This window comes from Saccharopolyspora sp. NPDC050642 (genome assembly GCF_040654735.1).
Taxonomy (GTDB): Bacteria; Actinomycetota; Actinomycetes; order Mycobacteriales; family Pseudonocardiaceae; genus Saccharopolyspora; species Saccharopolyspora elongata.
The window spans coordinates 269,911-287,305 of record NZ_JBFAIN010000009.1 but is presented as its reverse complement, the minus strand read 5'-3'; the positions used below and the strand labels follow the sequence as shown (position 1 = coordinate 287,305).

Sequence of the window (17,395 nt, the reverse complement as noted above, 5' to 3'; positions counted from 1 at the left end):
TGGCACGATAGGTGATCACGTGGGGTCCTGGCTCTGCGGAAGATGATCTTGTGGTGAGACCTCTTCTACCAGGACCCCACGCCCACACCTCTTCACCCCCCCCAGCACACACCACCTCACGACCTCAGCCCCCATTCCACTGAGATCACCTCAATGGAAATCGAAGGTCCGATTTCCATTGAAATAGCGGGAGTTATCCACAGGCACCGGCGTGTCGAGGCCGGACACGCCGGTGTACCGCAGTTTCAATTGAAACCTCGACACCTGGTACCGCAGTTTCAATTGAAACCTTGACACCTGGTTCCGCAGTTTCAATTGAAACTGCGAGACTCCGTGCTGACCGGGGCCCGGGGGTGTGGTCGGGGGTGGTGGTGTGCGTGGTGGGGTCGGGGGTTGACCTGGGTCACATCGGGGTTTAGCGTCGGCATCGTTCATTTTAGTGAACGATGGTGGTGGCTATGGGGCAGTTTCCCGACATCGTGGTGGTCGGCGCCGGGATCGTCGGCGCGGCCTGCGCCGAGGCGCTGAGCGCGGCCGGGCACGTCGTCGACGTGCTGGACCGCGGTGCGCCCGCGGCGGGCACGACGGCGTCCGGCGAGGGCAACGTGCTGGTCTCCGACAAGCCGCCGGGCGCGGAGCTCCGGCTTGCCCAGGCCAGCCGGAGGCGTTGGCCGGAGCTGGTGCGCAGCCTGAGCGAGGAGCTCGGTGCGGACTTCGAGTGGGAGCCCAAGGGCGGCGTGGTCGCCGCGACCACTGTGGACGGAGCGGAGGCGCTGACGGCGTTCGCCGCGCAGCAGCGCGACGCGGGCGTGGACGCCCGGGTTCTGCCACCCGGCGCGGTATTCGATCTCGAACCGCACCTCACACGAGACACGGTGCTCGCGGTGCACTACTCCGAGGACGCCCAGGTGCAGCCCGTCCTCGCGGCATCGGCGCTCCTCGCGGCAGTGCGCCGGCGCGGCGGAAGCCTCCGCTCGGGGACCGCCGCCACTGGGGTGGTGCGCGGCCGCGACGGCCGGGTGACCGGGGTGCGTGCGGGCGGCACCGTTCTGCCTTGTGGGGCAGTGGTGAACGCGTGTGGCCCGTGGTCCGGTGAGTTCGCGCGGCTGGCTGGCGCGCCGATCACGGTGCTGCCCCGCCGGGGCATGGTCCTGGTCACCGCGCCGGTGCCGCCGGGCACCGTGCGGCACAAGGTCTACGACGCCGACTACGTCGGCGCGGTGGAAAGCGGCGACGCCGAGCTGCAGACTTCGACGGTGGTGGAGAGCACTCGGGCCGGAACCGTGCTGATCGGGTCGAGCCGGGAGCGCATCGGTTTCGACGACACCGTCCGCACACGCGTGCTGCGCGAGATCGCGGGCAAGGCCGCCGCGCTGTTCCCCGTGCTGGGGCGGGTCCCGGTGATGCGCGCCTACGGCGGCTTCCGGCCGTACGCGCCGGACCACCTGCCGGTGATCGGCGCCGATCCCCGGGTCCCGGGCCTGTGGCACGCGACCGGGCACGAGGGCGCCGGCGTCGGGCTCGCCGCCGCGACCGGGCAGCTGCTCGCGGAGTTGTTCGGCGGACGGCCGCCGCACGTCGACCCGGAACCGTTCCGCGTGGACCGGCCCGGGCTGATCGAGGAGGTGCGCGCGTGACGGGCCCGTTCCTGACCCCGGACCGGCGGGATCCGGCGCAGCCGAGTCACTCCGGCGAATTCGCCGTCGAGGTGGACGGGGCGCGAGTCGCCGCGCGTGCCGGGCAGACGGTCGCCGCTGTGCTGATGGCGACCGGCCGCACATCCTGGCGCAGTACCAGGGAGAACGGGCGGCCGCGCGGGCTGTTCTGCGGCATCGGCGCGTGCTTCGACTGCTTGCTGGTCGTGAACGACGTGCCGGATGTGCGGGCGTGCCAACGCGTTGTCGAGCCGGGCGACGTCATCCGCACCCAGCACGGGGCCGAACTGCCGGGAGGCGAGGCATGAGCGTCGTGGTCGTCGGCGGGGGACCCGCGGGCATGAACGCCGCGGTGCAAGCCGCGCGGGCCGGTGCCGAGGTGGTGCTGGTCGACTCCGCCGAGCGGCTCGGCGGGCAGTTCCACCGCCAGCTGCCCGAGCAGTTCGCGGCGCGGCGGCCGGAACGCATCCAGCACGGCTGGCGGTCGTTCCGGGCGCTCCAGGACGAGCTCCTGGCGAACCCGCGGATCCGGTACCTGCCGCGCAGCACGGTGTGGTCGCTCGAACCGGACCGGCGGATCAACATCCAAAGCGGCCCCGCCGATGCTCCGGGCCGGCGGCTGACGGCATTGCGCGCCGATGCGCTGGTGCTGGCCACCGGGGCGCACGACCGGGTCCTCCCGTTCCCGGGCTGGGACCTGCCCGGGGTGTTCAGCGCGGGGGCCGCGCAGGCGATGGCGAAGGGGCAGCGGATCGCGGTCGGGCACCGCGTGCTCGTCGCCGGGACGGGACCGTTCCTGCTGCCGGTGGCGGAGTCGCTGCTCGACGTGGGCGCCGAGGTCGTCGGCGTGCTGGAGGCCGGGAATCCGGCCGCGTGGCTGCGGCAGTCGGCGGCGGCCGCCGGGCAGCTCGGCAAGCTCCGGGAGCTCGCGTCCTACGCGGCCCGCTTCACCGGTCGCGTGCCGTACCGGACCCGCACTGCCGTCATCGCGGCGCACGGCGACGACCGCGTCCGGGAAGTCGTGACGTCCAAAGTGGATGCGGACTGGCGACCCATTCCCGGTACCCAGCGCCGGTTCGAGGTCGATGCCGTGTGCGTCGGGCACGGCTTCGTCCCGCAGCTGGAGCTGGCGTTGGCCGCGCGCTGCCGGATCGTCGACGGGTTCGTCGAGGTCGATGCGGCGCAGCGGACGTCCGCGCCGGGGGTGTTCGCGGCCGGTGAAGCGACCGGCATCGGCGGTGCCGACCTCGCCGCCGCCGAAGGCGTCGTCGCCGGTCTCGCCGCCGCAGTTCGTGTTGGCGCCACCAGCTGGAAGCAGGTGGAAACCCAAGCGCGCCAAGCACTCATGAAAGTCCGGAATGGACGAAAGTTCGCCCGGGCGCTCGCCGAGGCCCATCCGATCGGATCGGCGTGGTCCGAGTGGCTGGAGGCCGACACGCTCGTGTGCCGGTGCGAAGAGGTCCCGTACCGCGAACTGGAAGCGGCCGTGCAGCAGCGTGCCGCGCACAGCGCCCGCTCGCTGAAGCTGCTCTGCCGGGTCGGCCTCGGTCCCTGCCAGGGCCGGATCTGCGGGCAGAACGCGACCGACCTCGCCGCGCGGCTGCTCGGCGAACCGCTCCCTGACCCGGAAACACCTGCCCGGCGGCCGATCGCAGCGCCGATCCGGCTCGCCGACCTGGCCGCCATCCCAACCCCTGACGAGGAGGAGAAGTGACTTCCAGCAACGATCTCGGTGGTGTCGTCGTCGCGACCGCCCTGCCCTACGCCGAGGACGCGTCGGCCCCGGCCGGCCTGCGGGTCGACTACGACCGCTACGCCGAGCACTGCCGCTGGGTGGTCGACAACGGCTGCCACGGCGTCGGTCCCAACGGCTCCCTCGGCGAGTACTCGTCGCTGACCCACGAGGAGCGGCGCAAGGTCGCCCAGACCGCGATCGCGACCGTCGGCGACCGGGCGACGGTCATCGTCGGGGTGCACGCGCCGAGCGCGCACGAGGCGCGGTACTGGGCGGAGCTCGCAGCCGAGGACGGCGCGGACGGGCTGCTGTGCCTGCCGCCGACGATCTACCGCGCCAACAAGGGCGAACTCCTGCACCACTTCGAGCAGGTCGCGGCCGTGGGCCTGCCCGTGATGGTCTACAACAACCCGATCGACACCAAGGTCGACCTCACCCCCGACGTGGTCCGCGAGATCGCCGGGATCGACAACATCGCGGCGATCAAGGAGTTCTCCGGCGACGTCCGCCGGGTGCTGGAGATCCGCGAGCAGGCACCCGGGCTGAACGTGGTGTCCGGCGCCGACGACGTGGTCCTCGAATCGCTGCTGATGGGCGCGGGCGGCTGGTTCGCCGGATTCCCGAACGTCTTCCCGGCCGAATCGGTGCGGCTCTACGAGCTGGCCCGGGCTGGCAAGGTCGAGGAGGCGCGGGCGCTGTACGAGCCGCTGGTGGCCGCGTTCCGGTGGGACTCGCGCACCGAGTTCGTGCAGGCCATCAAGCGCGGCATGGAGATCGTCGGTCGCTTCGGCGGGCCCTGCCGCCCGCCTCGCGGCCCGCTTCCCGAGGCCATGCTGGCGCAGGTCGACGCCGACATGGAGCGCGCCGTGAAGTACTTGCAGAGCAAGGAGAAATGATGCGGTCGCGCCGTTACTTCAGCGCCGTCGACTCGCACACCGAGGGCATGCCGACGCGGGTGATCACCGGCGGCGTCGGCGTCGTGCCGGGCGAGACGATGGCCGACAAGCGCCGGTACTTCGTGGACAACCTCGACCACATCCGGCAGCTGCTGGTGAACGAGCCGCGCGGGCACTCGGCGATGAGCGGCGCGATCCTGCAGCCGCCGACCCGCGCGGACGCCGACTGGGGCGTCATCTACATCGAGGTCTCCGGCTGCCTGCCGATGTGCGGGCACGGCACCATCGGCGTCGCGACCGTGCTGGTGGAGACCGGCATGGTCGAGGTGGTCGAGCCGGTCACCACGGTCCGGCTGGACACCCCGGCCGGGCTGGTGGTGGCCGAGGTGGCGGTCCGCGACGGCCAGGCGGAGTCGGTGACCATCCGCAACGTGCCGTCGTTCGCCGTGGAGCTGGACGCGTCGGTGCAGGTGCCGGGGATCGGCGAGATGCGCTACGACCTGGCCTTCGGCGGCAACTTCTACGCGATCACGCCGCTGGCCGACCTCGGAATTCCCTTCGACAAGGCCGAGAAGGACCGGATGCTGGGCGCCGGACTGGCGATCATGGCGGCCATCAACGAGCAGCGCCGCCCGCAGCACCCGCTCGACGCGAACATCGCAGGCTGCAAGCACGTCTACCTCGAAGCGCCCGGCAGCGACGCCGCGCACTCCCGGCACGCGATGGCGATCCACCCCGGCTGGTTCGACAGATCTCCTTGCGGCACCGGAACTTCCGCGCGGATGGCGCAACTCCACGCGCGCGGGAAGCTCGCACTGGACACCGATTTCGTCAACGAATCCCTGATCGGCACCCGGTTCGTCGGGCGGCTCGTGGACACCGCGCAGGTCGGCGACCGCCCGGCGGTGGTGCCGGCGATCACCGGCCGGGCCTGGATCACCGGCATGGCCCAGTACCTGCTGGACCCGACCGACCCGTTCCCGACCGGCTTCACGTTGTAATTCCGCGCGACCGCACAACCGGCGCACCGACGTGGTGCGCCGGGCGGTGCCGCGCGCCCAAATTCGGCGGAGGTGGCCCAATGATCGATGCGAACGGCCGCGGCGTGCTGCGGCGCAAACCGGTGGACGACATCGACGATCCGCCGCAGGGCGCCGGCCTGAAACGGGTGATGGGCACCTGGCAGCTGACCGCGCTGAGCCTCGGCGGCCTGGTCGGCGCCGGGGTGTTCTCCCTCAGCGGCGTGGTCGCAAACGAGCTCGCCGGGCCCGGGGTGCTGCTGTCGTTCCTGATCGCGGTCTTCGCCAGCGCGGCCGCGGCGCTGTGCTACGCCGAATTCACCAGCATGATCCCGAAAGCGGGCTCGGCCTACACCTACGCCTACGCGGTGCTCGGCGAGCTGGCCGGCTGGCTGATCGGCTGGGACCTGCTGCTGGAGTACACCGCGATCGTCGCGGTCGTCGCCATCGGGGTCTCCGGCTACCTGTCCTACCTGGTCGGCCAGCTCGGGCTGGACGTGCCCGCCTGGATGCTGGGCGCGCCCGGCACCGGCGACGGCCACGTGGTCGACCTGTTCGCGATGCTGCTGTGCCTGCTGCTGGCGTGGCTGCTCAACCGCGGCGCGAAGTCCTCGGCGCGGGTCGAGACCGCGCTGGTGGTGATGAAGATCGTGCTGGTCCTGGTCGTCGTGGTGGCCGGGGCGTTCCACATCAACGCGGGCAACTACACGCCGTTCCTGCCCTACGGGCTCGGCGGCGCGATCACCGGTGCGGCCACGGCCTTCTTCGCCGTCTACGGCTACGACGCGATGAGCGCGGCGGCGGAGGAATCGGCCGACGCCCGGCGGGCGATGCCGCGCGCGATCATCTACTCGCTGGGCATCGCCACGGTGATCTACGTGCTGGTGTGCGTGGTGCTGCTCGGAATGCAGCACTACAGCGAGATCGACGTCCGCAGCCCGTTCTCCGGCGCGCTGGCGGCGGTCGGCCTGCCGGGGCTCGCGCTGATCGTCGCGGTCGGCGCGGTGTTCGGCATCGTGACCTCGATGTTCGCGAACATGCTCGCGGTGACGCGGGTGTGGTTCGCGATGAGCCGCGACGGGCTGCTGCCCGCCTGGTTCGCCAAGACCCACGAGGTGCGCAAGGTGCCGCACCGGGTCACCTGGGTGGTGGGCGTGGTGTCGGCGCTGATCGCGGGCCTGCTGCCGATCCGGGAGGCGGCCGAGCTGACCAACATCGGCATCCTGGTGGCGTTCATCGTCGTCGCGGTGTCGGTGGTGGTGCTGCGCCGCCAACGCCCCGAACTGGAGCGGGGTTTCCGCTGCCCGTGGGTGCCGGTGGTGCCGGGGATCGGCGTGGTGTTCTCGCTGTGGCTGATCAGCCAGCTCGACTGGGTCACCTGGGCGCGCTTCGTCGGCTGGATGGCCGTCGGCCTCTGGTCTACGCGTTCTACGGCTACCGGCGATCGGCGCTGGCGGACAAATCGGTCGCGGGAATGCGCTGACCGCTGCCAGGATGGGCGGTATGACCGAAGTGCGTACCGCGCATACCGCCGACCTCGACGAAGCGACGCTCAAGGCTGCCCGGGCGCTGCTCTGGGACGTGTTCGAAGACGACATGACCGAGCACGACTGGGAGCACTGCCTGGGCGGCATCCACGCCCTGGTCTGGGAAGGCGACGAGCTGATCGGCCACGCATCGGTGATCCAGCGGCGCCTCCTGCACGACGGCCGCGCCCTGCGCACGGGCTACGTCGAGGGCGTCGCGGTGCGAGCGGACCGACGACGCCGGGGCATCGCGGCAGCGATGATGGCGGAGCTGGAGGGCGTGATCCGCCGCGCCTACGACCTCGGAGCGCTGGGAGCCAGCGACGAAGGAGCGGCGCTGTACGAGGCGCGCGGTTGGCAGCGCTGGCAGGGGCCGACTTTCGCCCTGGCGCCAACGGGAATCCAGCGCACGGCGGACGAGGACGGCTTCATCTTCGTCCTCCCTGCGGAAGCCCCGCTGGACCTGACGGGAGACCTCGCCTGCGACTGGCGCGACGGCGACGCCTGGTAACGACCCAAGTCCTCGTGAGTGTTCGCGCCGGTAAAAACCGGAACGAACACTCACGACCCGGCTCGGGGCTCCTTGATGAGCTGTGGCAGCTTTTCCGCTGTCGTCTGGTCGGCAGGCATGCAGGCGAAGAGCTTGGTGCCGGTGGCGTCCATCGTGGACAGTTTTGCGTAGTCGAAGGTCAGCCTGCCGACCCTCGGGTGGTCGAAAACCCTTCGGTTGGAGCTGAACTCCGCGATGTCCTGATCCGCCCACCAGCGGTCGAATTCCGGGCTGGTCCGCCGCAATTCCGCGATCAGCGCTTCGATGCTCGGCTCGCCGAGGCGGGACGCGACGTCCGCGCGGTACTGCGCGAGCAGGTTGCGGGCCTGGCCCGGCCAGTCGGCCAGCAGGGCGCGGATGCGCGGTTCGGTGAACACCAGGCGGATCAGGTTGCGGTCCGCCGGTTCGCCGATCAGCGCCGCCTCGGCGCGGTTCCAGGCCACCAGGTCCCAGTTCGCGTCCAGCAGGTACGCCGGGTTGGGGTCGAGGGCGTCCACCATGCGCTGCAACGCGGCGGGAACGCCCGCGCCATCCGCGATCTCATCCGGCGGCGCGGCGTCGGCCAGCGCGAACAGGTGCCGCCGCTCGGCAGAGGACAGCCGCAGTTCGCGCGCCAGGCTCTCCAGGACTTGGCGGCTCACCGAGATGTCCCTGGCCTGCTCCAGCCACGTGTACCAGGTGACGCTGACGCCGGAGAGCTGGGCGATCTCCTCGCGGCGCAAGCCCGGCGCCCTGCGTCGCGGCCCGGCAGGGAGGCCGACCTCGGCGGGGGTGAGCCGATCCCGGCGGGAGCGGAGGAAATCCGCGAGTGCGCGACGGCGCTGCTGGGGCAACATCGATCTTCGTTCCGGGCCGAGATGTCCTGGTAGTGGCGATACCAGCATAATCGCCCGCTACCCGGCCGCGGTCGAGGCTGGCGACGCTGGGCGCATGACACAGACAGACCCCTCCGGCGTCACCCATCCGTCACCGCCGAGCGAGGGTTCGCCGTGGCGAGCGCTGTCGATCCTGCTGGTCGGGGTGTTCATGGCCGTCCTGGACACGTTCATCGTGCTCGTCGCCGCCCCGGCCATCCAGGCCGACCTCGGCGCGACCGGAGCGGAACTGCAGCTGGTCTTCGCCGGGTACCAGCTCACCTACGCCGTCGCCCTGATCACCTGCGCGCGGCTCGGCGATCTCCTCGGCCGCAAGCCGATGTTCCTGGGCGGGATGCTCCTGTTCACGCTGTCCTCCGCGGCCTGCGCCGCCGCGCCGGACGCCGGTCTGCTGATCGCCGCCCGGTTCGTCCAGGGGCTCGCGGCGGCCGCGATGTTCCCGCAGGTGCTCGCGATGATTCACGTCGTGGTGCCCGAGGTGCAGCGGCCCAAGGCGTTCAGCGTGCTCGGGGCGGTCATCGGCATGTCGGGGATCGTCGGACAGCTGCTCGGCGGCGTCCTGGTGGGCGCGAACCTCTTCGGCAGTTCGTGGCGGCCGATCTTCTGGGTCAACGTGCCCATCGGCCTGATCACCATCGGGCTCGCCTTGGCGTTCGTGCCGCGGTCGCGGCCCGCCGAGGCGCGCCGCCTCGACCTGCCGGGCGCCGCGGTGCTGACCGTCGCGCTGTGCCTGCTGGTGGTGCCGCTGATCGTGGGGCGCGAGGCGGGTTGGCCGTTGTGGACGTGGTTCAGCCTCTTCGGCAGCGTGCTCGCGTTCGGAGTTTTCGGGTTCGTCGAACGGCAGATCGCGCAGGGCGGTGGCGTGCCGCTGATCCGGCTGCGGATGTTCCGGCAGCGCCCCTTCGCCGTCGGCATGACGCTCGTGCTGCTCACCTACGCCGGCATCAACTCCTTCTTCCTCGTGCTGTCGCTCACCGCGCAGGACGGTCTGGGCATGAACGCGCTGGAAGCCGGTCTGATCTACCTGCCGTTCGCCGCCGCGTTCTTCGCCGCCAGCTTCCTCGGCGGCCGCCTGTCCGAGAAGGGCAAGAACGTGCTGCTGGCCGGGGCGGTTCTCGGCGGCTGCGGAAACGCCTGCACGATCGCGGTGGTCCTGCTCCTCGGCGACGGCCTGACGGGCTGGTGGCTGGCCCCGCCGCTGATCCTCGTCGGCGCGGGCAACGGCCTGTTCGTTCCGCCGCTGCTCAACGCCGTGCTCTCGCGGATTCCGCACGCGGAAGCGGGCATGGCCTCGGGCGTCCTCTCCACCGGGCAGCAGGTCGGCGGCGCGCTCGGCGTCGCCGTTCTCGGGGCCGTCTACTACGGAGCCCTCGGCGCTCCTGCCGGTTCCTACGGGTACGCCTTCGCCCTCGCCGTCGCGGTCAACCTGGTCCTGGCCATCGCGATCTCGTTGCTGCTGCCCAGCCTTTCGAAGCGGGCCTGACCAACGCAGTGGTGAAGGCACCTCCGGGCGAGCCGAAGTGCCTTCACCGCGTGTACCTGCACTGTTCGGACGAACGCTGCCGACACTGCTCGGCTCAACGGGAATGGGTCCACTGTGGTGTCCGGTGGGGCCGGGAATCACCCGTACAGCGGCTGTTGCGGGCGGGCGTTCTGTGCCGTTTCTGCCGTTACTGGCGGGTACTCGCCAATTTCTTCGATGTGCTGCGGACTTCTCCTTGAATGGTGGCGATTTCGAACTCCGATCGGAGGAAGAATGCGTCACTTACGGCACATCGTCGGCGCTGCTGCCGCCGTGGCGGCGGCGAGCACCGTGCTGGCCACCCCGGCGTTCGCCGCGCCCGCCGCCGAGAACTACGCGGCGCTGGGCGACTCCTACGCCTCAGGGGTCGGCACCCGCGAGTACACCGACGACAGCGGGGACTGCCTGCGCAGCCCCAAGGCCTACGCGCAGCTGTGGGCCGACTCGCACGACGTCTCGAACTTCGCGTTCGTGGCCTGTTCGGGCGCGGTCACCGATGACGTCAACGCCAACCAGCTCGACCAGCTCAGCGCGGACACCACGCTGGTCACCATCTCCATCGGCGGCAACGACATCGGCTTCAGCAGCGTCATCCAGGACTGCCTGCTCGGCGACGACAACGGCTGCGACTCGGCGGTCAGCAAGGGCGAGGAGCGGGCCCGCAACGAACTGCCCGCCAAGCTCGACGCCACCTACGCCAACATCAGCGAGGCCGCCCCGAACGCCAAGGTCGTGGTGCTCGGCTACCCGCGCCTCACCGAGCAAGGTAGCTGCGGCATCCCGTTCTTCTCCGATGCCAAGCGGCAGCGGATCAACGACGGTGCCGACGTGCTGGCCGAGGTGATCTCCGCCCGGGCCGACGCGGCCGGGTTCACCTTCGCCGACACCCGCGACGCATTCGCCGGACACGGCGTGTGCTCCTCCGACGAGTGGATCAACGGCCCGAGCAACCCGCTGGTGGAGTCCTTCCACCCGGACATCGACGGCCACGCCAAGGCGTACCTCCCGGTGCTCAACGCCGTCACCGGCTGATCCAGGTTCCTGCGTGGGTGGCGGTTTCGCGCGAAATCGCCACCCATTTCGCATGCCGGCCTAGCTCCGGAACCGGCGCGCAGGCACGCGGATCTGTCCCTGCCACAGGTACTCCCGCAGGATTCCGGGCGCCGCGGTGTTCTCCACCAGGTGGGAATGCAGCACACCGCCGGCCCGCTCGCCCCAGACGATGCCGATCCCGTCCAGGTCGTGCACCCAGCATTCGAAGATCGTGACCTGGTAGGAGCGGACTTCGATTCCGGTGCCGGACCCGTGCGCGATCTCGCACTGCTCGATGGACACCCTGTTGGCGCTGTCGAGGTGGATTCCCCGGCCGCCCGCGTGCGTGACGGTGCACAGGCGCACCTGCGCGGCCGCGCCCTTGCGCACGGTGATCGCATCCTCTGCGATGTTGCGGATCGAGCAGTTCTCCACCTCGACCGAGGGGCGCTCCCGGCTGTGCTCGTCGCCGGTGATCAGGAGCCCGTTCCGCGAGTCCGAGATGTCGGTGCCGCGGATGGTCGCCTCGGCGCTGTTGCGGACCACCACCCCCGTGCCGGTCTCGGCGGATGCGGCGCAATCGATGATCTGGGCTTCACCGCCGGAGATTTCGATGGCCGGCTTCCCGGCGGAACGCACCACCAGCCCTTCGAGCCGCACCGTGGAATCTTCTGCCGATATCCCGGCGTCCTTGCGCTGGGGATCGGCGATCGTGACGGTGCCGGGTTCGAGCGCGGCGAGGGTGACGTGCCGCCGCCGGATGGTGATCGGTTCCTGGTAGTCGCCCGGAGCGATGGAGATGACCGCTTCTCGGCCGGCGGCCTCCAGAGCGTCGCGGATCGTCGTGAACGCGCCGCGTCCGTCTTGCGCTACCTGGAGTTTCCGGGGCATGAATCCTCGCTGCTCGGGGCTGGCCTCGCTTGCACAAGCTAGCGCGAGCGGAACGTCCGCGAAACGCAATTTCATGCTCCGGGGCCGATCTCGGGGTGGGAGAGGCGTGCTGCCCGGATGATCGCGTTGATCCGCCTTGCGTGCGCGCCTCGCCAGTACACCTGGCCGCAGTCCCCGCAGCGCGCGTATTCGTCGTAGTGGCGGCGGGTTCCGGATTCGATCTCCGCCAGAACGTCCTTTTTGGACACCGTGATCAACGGACCGTTGCACGAGGTGCAGCGGGTCCACGGAGCCAGCGGCGGCGCGAACCGGCCGATGACGTCCGCCAGCTGCCGTGCCGGATCGGCGCCCCGAACGTAAGCGCCCGCCCACAGCGCCCGGCGGCGCAGGATTCCCCGATCTTGGGTCAGCAGCACCCGCCGCTCCCGCTCGGCCTGCGCGATCAGTTCGTCGTCGGCGGAATCGTTGCGGTAGGCAGTGTCCACGCCGAGCAGCCGCAGCCGCCGCGCCAGCTTGCCCAGGTGCACGTCCAGCACGAACCGTGCCGCAACCGGCTGCGGCCGCTCGACCGGACCGATGTCGATGGTCGCGCCCGGCCGCGGCTGGTGCCCCGGACCTGCGGGAACGCCGTCGACCAGCAGCCTCCCCACCTCGGTGAGCGGCACCCCGACGGATTCGGCGAGGTGCCCCAGCGTGGCGGTGCCGTCGTAGCGCAGCTCGAACTGCTCGACCCGGTGCCGCGGAGCGGCGAAGAACCGCAGATCCGGATCGATGCGCACCAGCACGGTCGCCTCCGGCGTCACCGCCCCATTGTCCCCTGCCTCCGAACGGCGGCATGTCAGCGCGTGGTCGAGCCGCTACGGTGATCATCCCGGCCGGTGTCGAGGGAGCCCCCGCGAAAGCTCCCGAGGGTGCTTGGCGCCCGCCGACGGTTGGGGTCGAATTGGCAGGCTTCGCTGCTCAGAACACGCAGGTATCCCGGCGCGCCGTGATGGTCGGCGCCCTGGTCGCCACCGGTGCCGCCGCATGCACCGGCGGGTCCGCCACGGGTTCGGCGGGTGGGCGCTTGTTGTTGCGCGGCACCACCTTGCCCGACGGCCGCCGCGCCGACGTGCTGCTGGACCAGGGCAAGATCGCCGCGGTCGGCGGTGACGCCGGGGGAGCGGACGAGCTCGACCTCGCCGGTTACCTGCTGCTGCCGTCCGGGGTGGAAACGCACGCGCACCTGGACAAGGCGTTCCTGGGGCGGCGGGTGCCGAACCCGGCCGGCGACCTTGCCGGGGCGATCGAGGTCATGTCGGCGATCGCGCCCACGATGACCGACGAAGACGTGCGGGAGCGGGCGAGCCGGGGCATCGAACTGGCCGTGCGGCACGGCTACACCGCGATCCGCACGCACGTGGACGTCAACGCGAGAAACGGCACGCGCCCGCTGAAGGTGCTGCTCGACCTGCGGCAGCAGTACGCCGACATCGTCGACCTCCAGGTGGTGGCGTTCGTCGGCCCGGTCTCCGGCGAGGCCGGTGCCCGGGCCCGCGTGCTGCTGGACGAGGGCCTTCGGATGGGTGCCGACGTGGTGGGCGGCCTGCCCTACGCCGACCCCGATCCGGCCCAGGCGGTGCGCGAATACCTCGCCGCCGCAAAGGAATACGGGCGGCTGGTCGACCTGCACACCGACGAGACCACCGATGCGAGCGTGCTCTCGCTGCGGGAGCTGATCGCCGAGACCGCCCGAGCAGGCATGGGCGGCAAGGTCGCCGCCTCGCACTGCGTGAGCCTCGGCCAACAGGACCCGGAGACCGCGGACCTGGTCGCGAAGGACGCGGCGGCCGCGGGCGTCGCGGTGATCACTCTGCCGCAGACCAACCTGTACCTGCAGGGGCGCGAGGGAGGTGTCCTCGTGCCGCGCGGGCTGACGGCCATCGACGCGCTGCGCCGCGCGGGCGCCGTGCTGGCCGGTGGGGGCGACAACTGGCGGGATCCGTTCAACGCCGTGGGCCGCGCGGATCCGTTCGAGATCGCCTCGCTGCTGGTCGCCGCGGGCCACCTAGACACCGCGGCGGCTTACGCGGCGGTGTCCGACCAGGCCAGGACGGTGCTGAACCTGCCGCCGGTGGGCCTGCGCCCGGGCGACCCGGTGGAGCTCCTCGCGATCCGCGCGGCGGATCTGGACGAGGCGGTGGCGGGCGCGACCGAGGACCGCGCGGTCTTCCACCGGGGCCGCCTCGTCGCCCGGACCCAGGTGACCACGGCGCTGCACCGCGCGTGATCGGCACTGATGAGTTCCGGGCTCGCGGGCGGTCTACCCCTGCGGAGACCGTGTTCACCCGACGAGGAAGGCACCCGCCGTGACGATTCAGCCGATCATCAACACGCCCGACCTGGACCGGATGCTGAACTTCTACACGACGCTGTTCGGCGCGGTGGAGAAGTTCCGCATCCCGGACGGCGAGCCGACGTTCTTCATCGGCCTGCAGGTCGGCGACGCCGAGCTCGGCCTGGTCATCGACCGCGACGCCGAGGCGGGCACGACGGGGCGGGTCCTGCTGAGCTTCGACGTGGAGAACGTCGATGCCCTCCTCGACCAGGTGGCGGAGCTCGGCGGACGGGTCCAGGGCCCGCCGAACGACATGCCGTGGGGCCAGCGAGTCGCCCACGTCTTCGACCCTGACGGCAACGCCGTGAACCTCACGCAGCAGGTCACACCTGGCGGAGGGGAGGGCTGAACCACCAGGTGAGCAGCGGGCCCGCGATCGCCAGCACCAGCACGTAGCCCGTGGCCAGGGCGCCGATGCTGTCGCCCTGGACCGCCACCAGGCTGGCGATGATGATCGAGAACTCGCCGCGCACGATCAGCACGCTGCCCGCGCGCAGCCGGCCCTTCCGCCCAGCCCCGGCGCGGGCCGCCGCGAACCAGCCGGTGCCGATCTTGGTCAGCGCCGTCACCGCGGCCAGCGCGAGCGCCACCGGCAGCAGCGGAACCAGCGCCGCCGGGGCCACTGAGATGCCGATCGCCAGGAAGAACGCCGCCGCGAACAGGTCCCGCAGCGGCGCGACCAGCGCCCGCACCCGGTCGGCCAGCGGGCCGGTCAGCGCCAGCCCCACCAGGAACGCCCCGACCGCCGCCGACGCCCCGGCCAGCTCCGCGATCGCGGCCACCACCAGCGACAACCCGACGATCCGCAGCAGCAGCTGCTCGGTGTCGCCGTCCTCGACCAGGTGCCCGACGCGATGCCCCCACCGCCGCGACGTGATCAGCGCCAGCAGCAGCACGCCGACCGCCACCGACACGCTCGCCAGGCCGTGCAGCGCGGTGCCGCCGGTGGCCAGCACCGCCAGGATCGGCAGGTACACGGCCATCGCGAAGTCCTCCAGCAGCAGGATCGACAGCACCGCCGGCGTCTCCCGGTTGCCCAGCCGGTGCAGGTCGTCCAGCAGCCGGGACACGATCGTCGACGACGACACCCAGGTGATCCCGGCGAGCGCCACGATCCCGGTCGCGTCCAGCCCGAGCAGCCAGCCGGCCAGCGCGCCCGGGGCCGCGTTGACCACCATGTCCAGCAGCCCGGACGGGACGTGCCGGCGCAGCGTCACGGTGAACTCCTCGATGGAGAACTCCAGGCCGAGCGTGAGCAGCAGGAGCACCACGCCGATCGACGCGCCGATCTCCACGAAGTCGCGGGCGGCGGGCAGCGGCGCGATGCCGCCCTCGCCCACCGCCAGCCCCACCAGCAGGTACAGCGGGATGGGGGACACCCCGAAGCGCCGGGTGACCGTGCCGACCGCGCCGAGCACGATCAGGACGATCCCCAGTTCCAGCAGCAGCGCGATCGAGGTGTGCACGGCAGCTCACCCCGCCAGGATGCGTTCCACCCCGGTGATGCCCTGCTGCGTGCCGATCACCACGAGGATGTCCCCGGCCTGCAGGCCCTGGCCGGGCGCGGGCGAGGCGATGACGTCCTCGCCGCGCACGATCGCCACGATCGACGCGCCGGTGCGGGTGCGGGCGCGGGTCTCGCCGAGGGTGCGCCCGTCGAACGGCGAGCCGGCGGTCACCTCGACCTGACCGGCGTTGAGCCCCGGCACCTCGCGCGTCAGGTCGGCGAACCGCTCGGCGATGCGCGGGGCGCCGAGGATCTCGGTGACCGCGTCGGCCTCCGCCTCGCTGAGCCGGAACAGCAGCCGGACCTCGTCGGGATCGTCGCCGGGGTAGGCGACGAAATCGAAGTCGCCGCGCCGCCGAGCCACCACGCCGATGCGCTGGCCGTCGGTGGTGGTGAACTCGTACCGCAGCCCGACCCCGGGGAGCAGAACTTCGGTGACGTCCATGCGCCAATCATCGCGCCGCCCCGCCGCACCCGCTGGTCGTCAGACGGCGGCCGGATCGCGGTGCTGCGCCGGTTTGCCGAGGTGGCGGGGGATGGCCGCGATCGCCGCCAGGCTGATCAGGTTGACCACCACCACGTAGCCGGAAATCGCGGCCGTGGTGCCGAAGTGGCCGAACAGGGCCGTGCAGATGATCGGCGCGAAGCCGCCGCCGAGCACCGCGCCGAGCGAGTACGACAGCGACGCGCCCGAGTAGCGCCACTCCGGCCGGAACAGTTCGGTGAACAGCGCCGCCTGCGGCGCGTAGGTCGCCGCCACGCCGACCACGTACACGACCTGGGCCAGCAGGACCGTCAGCGCCGCCCTCGTGTCGATCAGCCAGAACAGCGGGAACGCCCACAGCAGGTTCAGCGCGCTGCCGAGCAGGTAGACGTTGCGCCGGCCGATGCGGTCGGAGAGGCCGCCGAACAGCGGCGTCAGCGCGAGCCAGGCCACCGAGCCGAGCAGCAGGTTCACCAGCGCCGTCTGCTGGCCCAGCCCGGCCTCGTCGACGCTGTAGCTGACCAGGTACACCATGAAGATGTAGCCGAGGGTGTTGTTGCCGATGAAGGTGCCGGTGGCCACCAGCAGCGCCGCCGGCTGGTGCCGGAGCACCTGAGCCACCGGCAGCCTCGCCCGCCGGTGGCGGACCTCGGCGAACACCGGGCTCTCCACCACCCGCAGCCGGATGTAGAGGCCGAGCAGCACCAGCACGATGCTGAGCAGGAACGGGATCCGCCATCCCCAGGCGGCGAACTCCTCGGCGGAGGTGACGCCGCGCACCGCCAGGAAGACCAATGTGGACAGCACCATGCCCAGCGGGGTACCGATCTGGGCGTAGGAGCCGAACAGCCCGCGCCGGTTGCGCGGCGCGTGTTCGACGGCCATCAGCGCGGCCCCGCCCCACTCGCCGCCCGCGCTGATGCCTTGGAGCACCCGGCAGAGCACCAGCGCCAGCGGCGCCCACGCGCCCCACGCGTGGTAGTTCGGCAGCAGACCGATGGCCATCGTCGAGCAGCCCATCACCAGCAGCGAGAACACCAGCATCGACTTGCGGCCGATGCGGTCGCCGAAGTGCCCCATCAGCACCCCGCCCAGCGGCCGGGCCACGAACCCGATGGCGAGCGTGGAGAACGCGGCCAGCTTCCCGGCGGTGGGTGAGAGGTCGGGGAAGAACTGCGGCGCGAAGATCAGCGCCGAAGCGGTGCCGTAGAGGAAGTAGTCGTACCACTCGATGGTGGTGCCGACCATGCTGGCGAGCCTGGCGCGGCGCGCCTGTTCCGCGTTGCTCATGGATCCGCCTCTGCGTTGAGTGGAACCGTCCGCTGT

At 71.2% G+C, this 17,395-nt stretch carries 16 protein-coding genes and 1 pseudogene; 11 read left to right on the top strand and 6 right to left on the bottom strand.

All coding sequences use genetic code 11. The features are described from left to right. Positions 1-458: 458 nt before the first annotated feature. The 7 genes and pseudogenes from AB0H93_RS17550 (at position 459) to AB0H93_RS17520 (ending at position 7,342) form a co-directional block, all read left to right on the top strand. The gene (locus tag AB0H93_RS17550; RefSeq protein ID WP_358573424.1) at positions 459-1,637 is read left to right on the top strand and encodes an FAD-dependent oxidoreductase; all 1,179 of its coding nucleotides are present in this window, start codon (positions 459-461) and stop codon (positions 1,635-1,637) included. Positions 1,638-1,708: 71 nt separating this feature from the next. Then, positions 1,709-1,963, top strand: a complete 255-nt coding sequence (locus AB0H93_RS17545) for a (2Fe-2S)-binding protein (protein WP_235883990.1) — start codon at positions 1,709-1,711, stop codon at positions 1,961-1,963. Beyond that, on the top strand, positions 1,960-3,369 hold the full coding sequence (locus AB0H93_RS17540; RefSeq protein ID WP_358573422.1) for an NAD(P)/FAD-dependent oxidoreductase: 1,410 nt from the start codon (positions 1,960-1,962) through the stop codon (positions 3,367-3,369). The genes AB0H93_RS17545 and AB0H93_RS17540 overlap by 4 nt, the downstream gene beginning before the upstream one ends. Continuing rightward, positions 3,366-4,286: a dihydrodipicolinate synthase family protein gene (locus AB0H93_RS17535; protein ID WP_358573420.1), complete on the top strand. Its 921-nt coding sequence runs from the start codon at positions 3,366-3,368 to the stop codon at positions 4,284-4,286. The genes AB0H93_RS17540 and AB0H93_RS17535 overlap by 4 nt, the downstream gene beginning before the upstream one ends. Further along, positions 4,286-5,287, top strand: a complete 1,002-nt coding sequence (locus AB0H93_RS17530; RefSeq protein ID WP_358573418.1) for a proline racemase family protein — start codon at positions 4,286-4,288, stop codon at positions 5,285-5,287. Before AB0H93_RS17535 ends, AB0H93_RS17530 begins: the two co-directional genes overlap by 1 nt. Positions 5,288-5,367: 80 nt before the next feature. Beyond that, a pseudogene (locus tag AB0H93_RS17525) lies at positions 5,368-6,788 on the top strand (amino acid permease). A 20-nt stretch (positions 6,789-6,808) separates the two neighbouring features. Further along, positions 6,809-7,342 (top strand): GNAT family N-acetyltransferase, encoded by a 534-nt coding sequence (locus tag AB0H93_RS17520; protein ID WP_358573416.1) that lies wholly within the window; start codon positions 6,809-6,811, stop codon positions 7,340-7,342. 50 nt (positions 7,343-7,392) lie between these two features. Here the strand turns inward: AB0H93_RS17520 and AB0H93_RS17515 are convergent, their stop codons facing one another. After that, positions 7,393-8,217, bottom strand: coding sequence for a helix-turn-helix transcriptional regulator (locus AB0H93_RS17515; RefSeq protein ID WP_358573414.1), 825 nt, complete (start codon positions 8,215-8,217; stop codon positions 7,393-7,395). 94 nt (positions 8,218-8,311) lie between these two features. Here AB0H93_RS17515 and AB0H93_RS17510 point away from each other — a divergent pair, with 94 nt between their 5' ends. Both AB0H93_RS17510 and AB0H93_RS17505 read left to right on the top strand, forming a co-directional pair. Next, a complete protein-coding gene (locus AB0H93_RS17510; RefSeq protein WP_358573412.1) occupies positions 8,312-9,739 on the top strand; it encodes an MFS transporter in 1,428 nt (475 codons plus the stop codon). A gap of 273 nt (positions 9,740-10,012) precedes the next feature. Continuing rightward, positions 10,013-10,810, top strand: coding sequence for an SGNH/GDSL hydrolase family protein (locus tag AB0H93_RS17505; RefSeq protein WP_358573410.1), 798 nt, complete (start codon positions 10,013-10,015; stop codon positions 10,808-10,810). A gap of 60 nt (positions 10,811-10,870) precedes the next feature. On the opposite strand, the gene AB0H93_RS17500 is transcribed toward AB0H93_RS17505, so the two are convergent. Both AB0H93_RS17500 and AB0H93_RS17495 read right to left on the bottom strand, forming a co-directional pair. After that, complete coding sequence (locus AB0H93_RS17500) at positions 10,871-11,701, bottom strand: right-handed parallel beta-helix repeat-containing protein (protein WP_358573408.1); 831 nt, start codon at positions 11,699-11,701, stop codon at positions 10,871-10,873. Between the two features lie 71 nt (positions 11,702-11,772). Further along, complete coding sequence (locus AB0H93_RS17495; protein ID WP_358573406.1) at positions 11,773-12,504, bottom strand: Mut7-C RNAse domain-containing protein; 732 nt, start codon at positions 12,502-12,504, stop codon at positions 11,773-11,775. Between the two features lie 188 nt (positions 12,505-12,692). On the opposite strand from AB0H93_RS17495, the gene AB0H93_RS17490 reads away from it, so the two are divergent. Continuing rightward, the gene (locus tag AB0H93_RS17490) at positions 12,693-13,970 is read left to right on the top strand and encodes an amidohydrolase family protein (protein WP_358573438.1); all 1,278 of its coding nucleotides are present in this window, start codon (positions 12,693-12,695) and stop codon (positions 13,968-13,970) included. Positions 13,971-14,049: 79 nt separating this feature from the next. Next, entirely contained in the window at positions 14,050-14,427 is a 378-nt protein-coding gene (locus AB0H93_RS17485; protein WP_358573404.1) for a VOC family protein, read from the top strand. Here the strand turns inward: AB0H93_RS17485 and AB0H93_RS17480 are convergent. The 3 genes from AB0H93_RS17480 to AB0H93_RS17470 are packed head-to-tail and all read right to left on the bottom strand — an operon-like array spanning position 14,402 to position 17,359. Continuing rightward, a complete protein-coding gene (locus AB0H93_RS17480; protein ID WP_358573402.1) occupies positions 14,402-15,544 on the bottom strand; it encodes a cation:proton antiporter in 1,143 nt (380 codons plus the stop codon). The two genes, AB0H93_RS17485 and AB0H93_RS17480, sit on opposite strands and share 26 nt — an antisense overlap. Before the next feature lie 6 nt (positions 15,545-15,550). Beyond that, positions 15,551-16,030, bottom strand: coding sequence for a cation:proton antiporter regulatory subunit (locus AB0H93_RS17475; RefSeq protein WP_358573400.1), 480 nt, complete (start codon positions 16,028-16,030; stop codon positions 15,551-15,553). Between the two features lie 39 nt (positions 16,031-16,069). Next, positions 16,070-17,359 (bottom strand): MFS transporter, encoded by a 1,290-nt coding sequence (locus AB0H93_RS17470; RefSeq protein WP_358573398.1) that lies wholly within the window; start codon positions 17,357-17,359, stop codon positions 16,070-16,072. Positions 17,360-17,395: the final 36 nt, after the last annotated feature.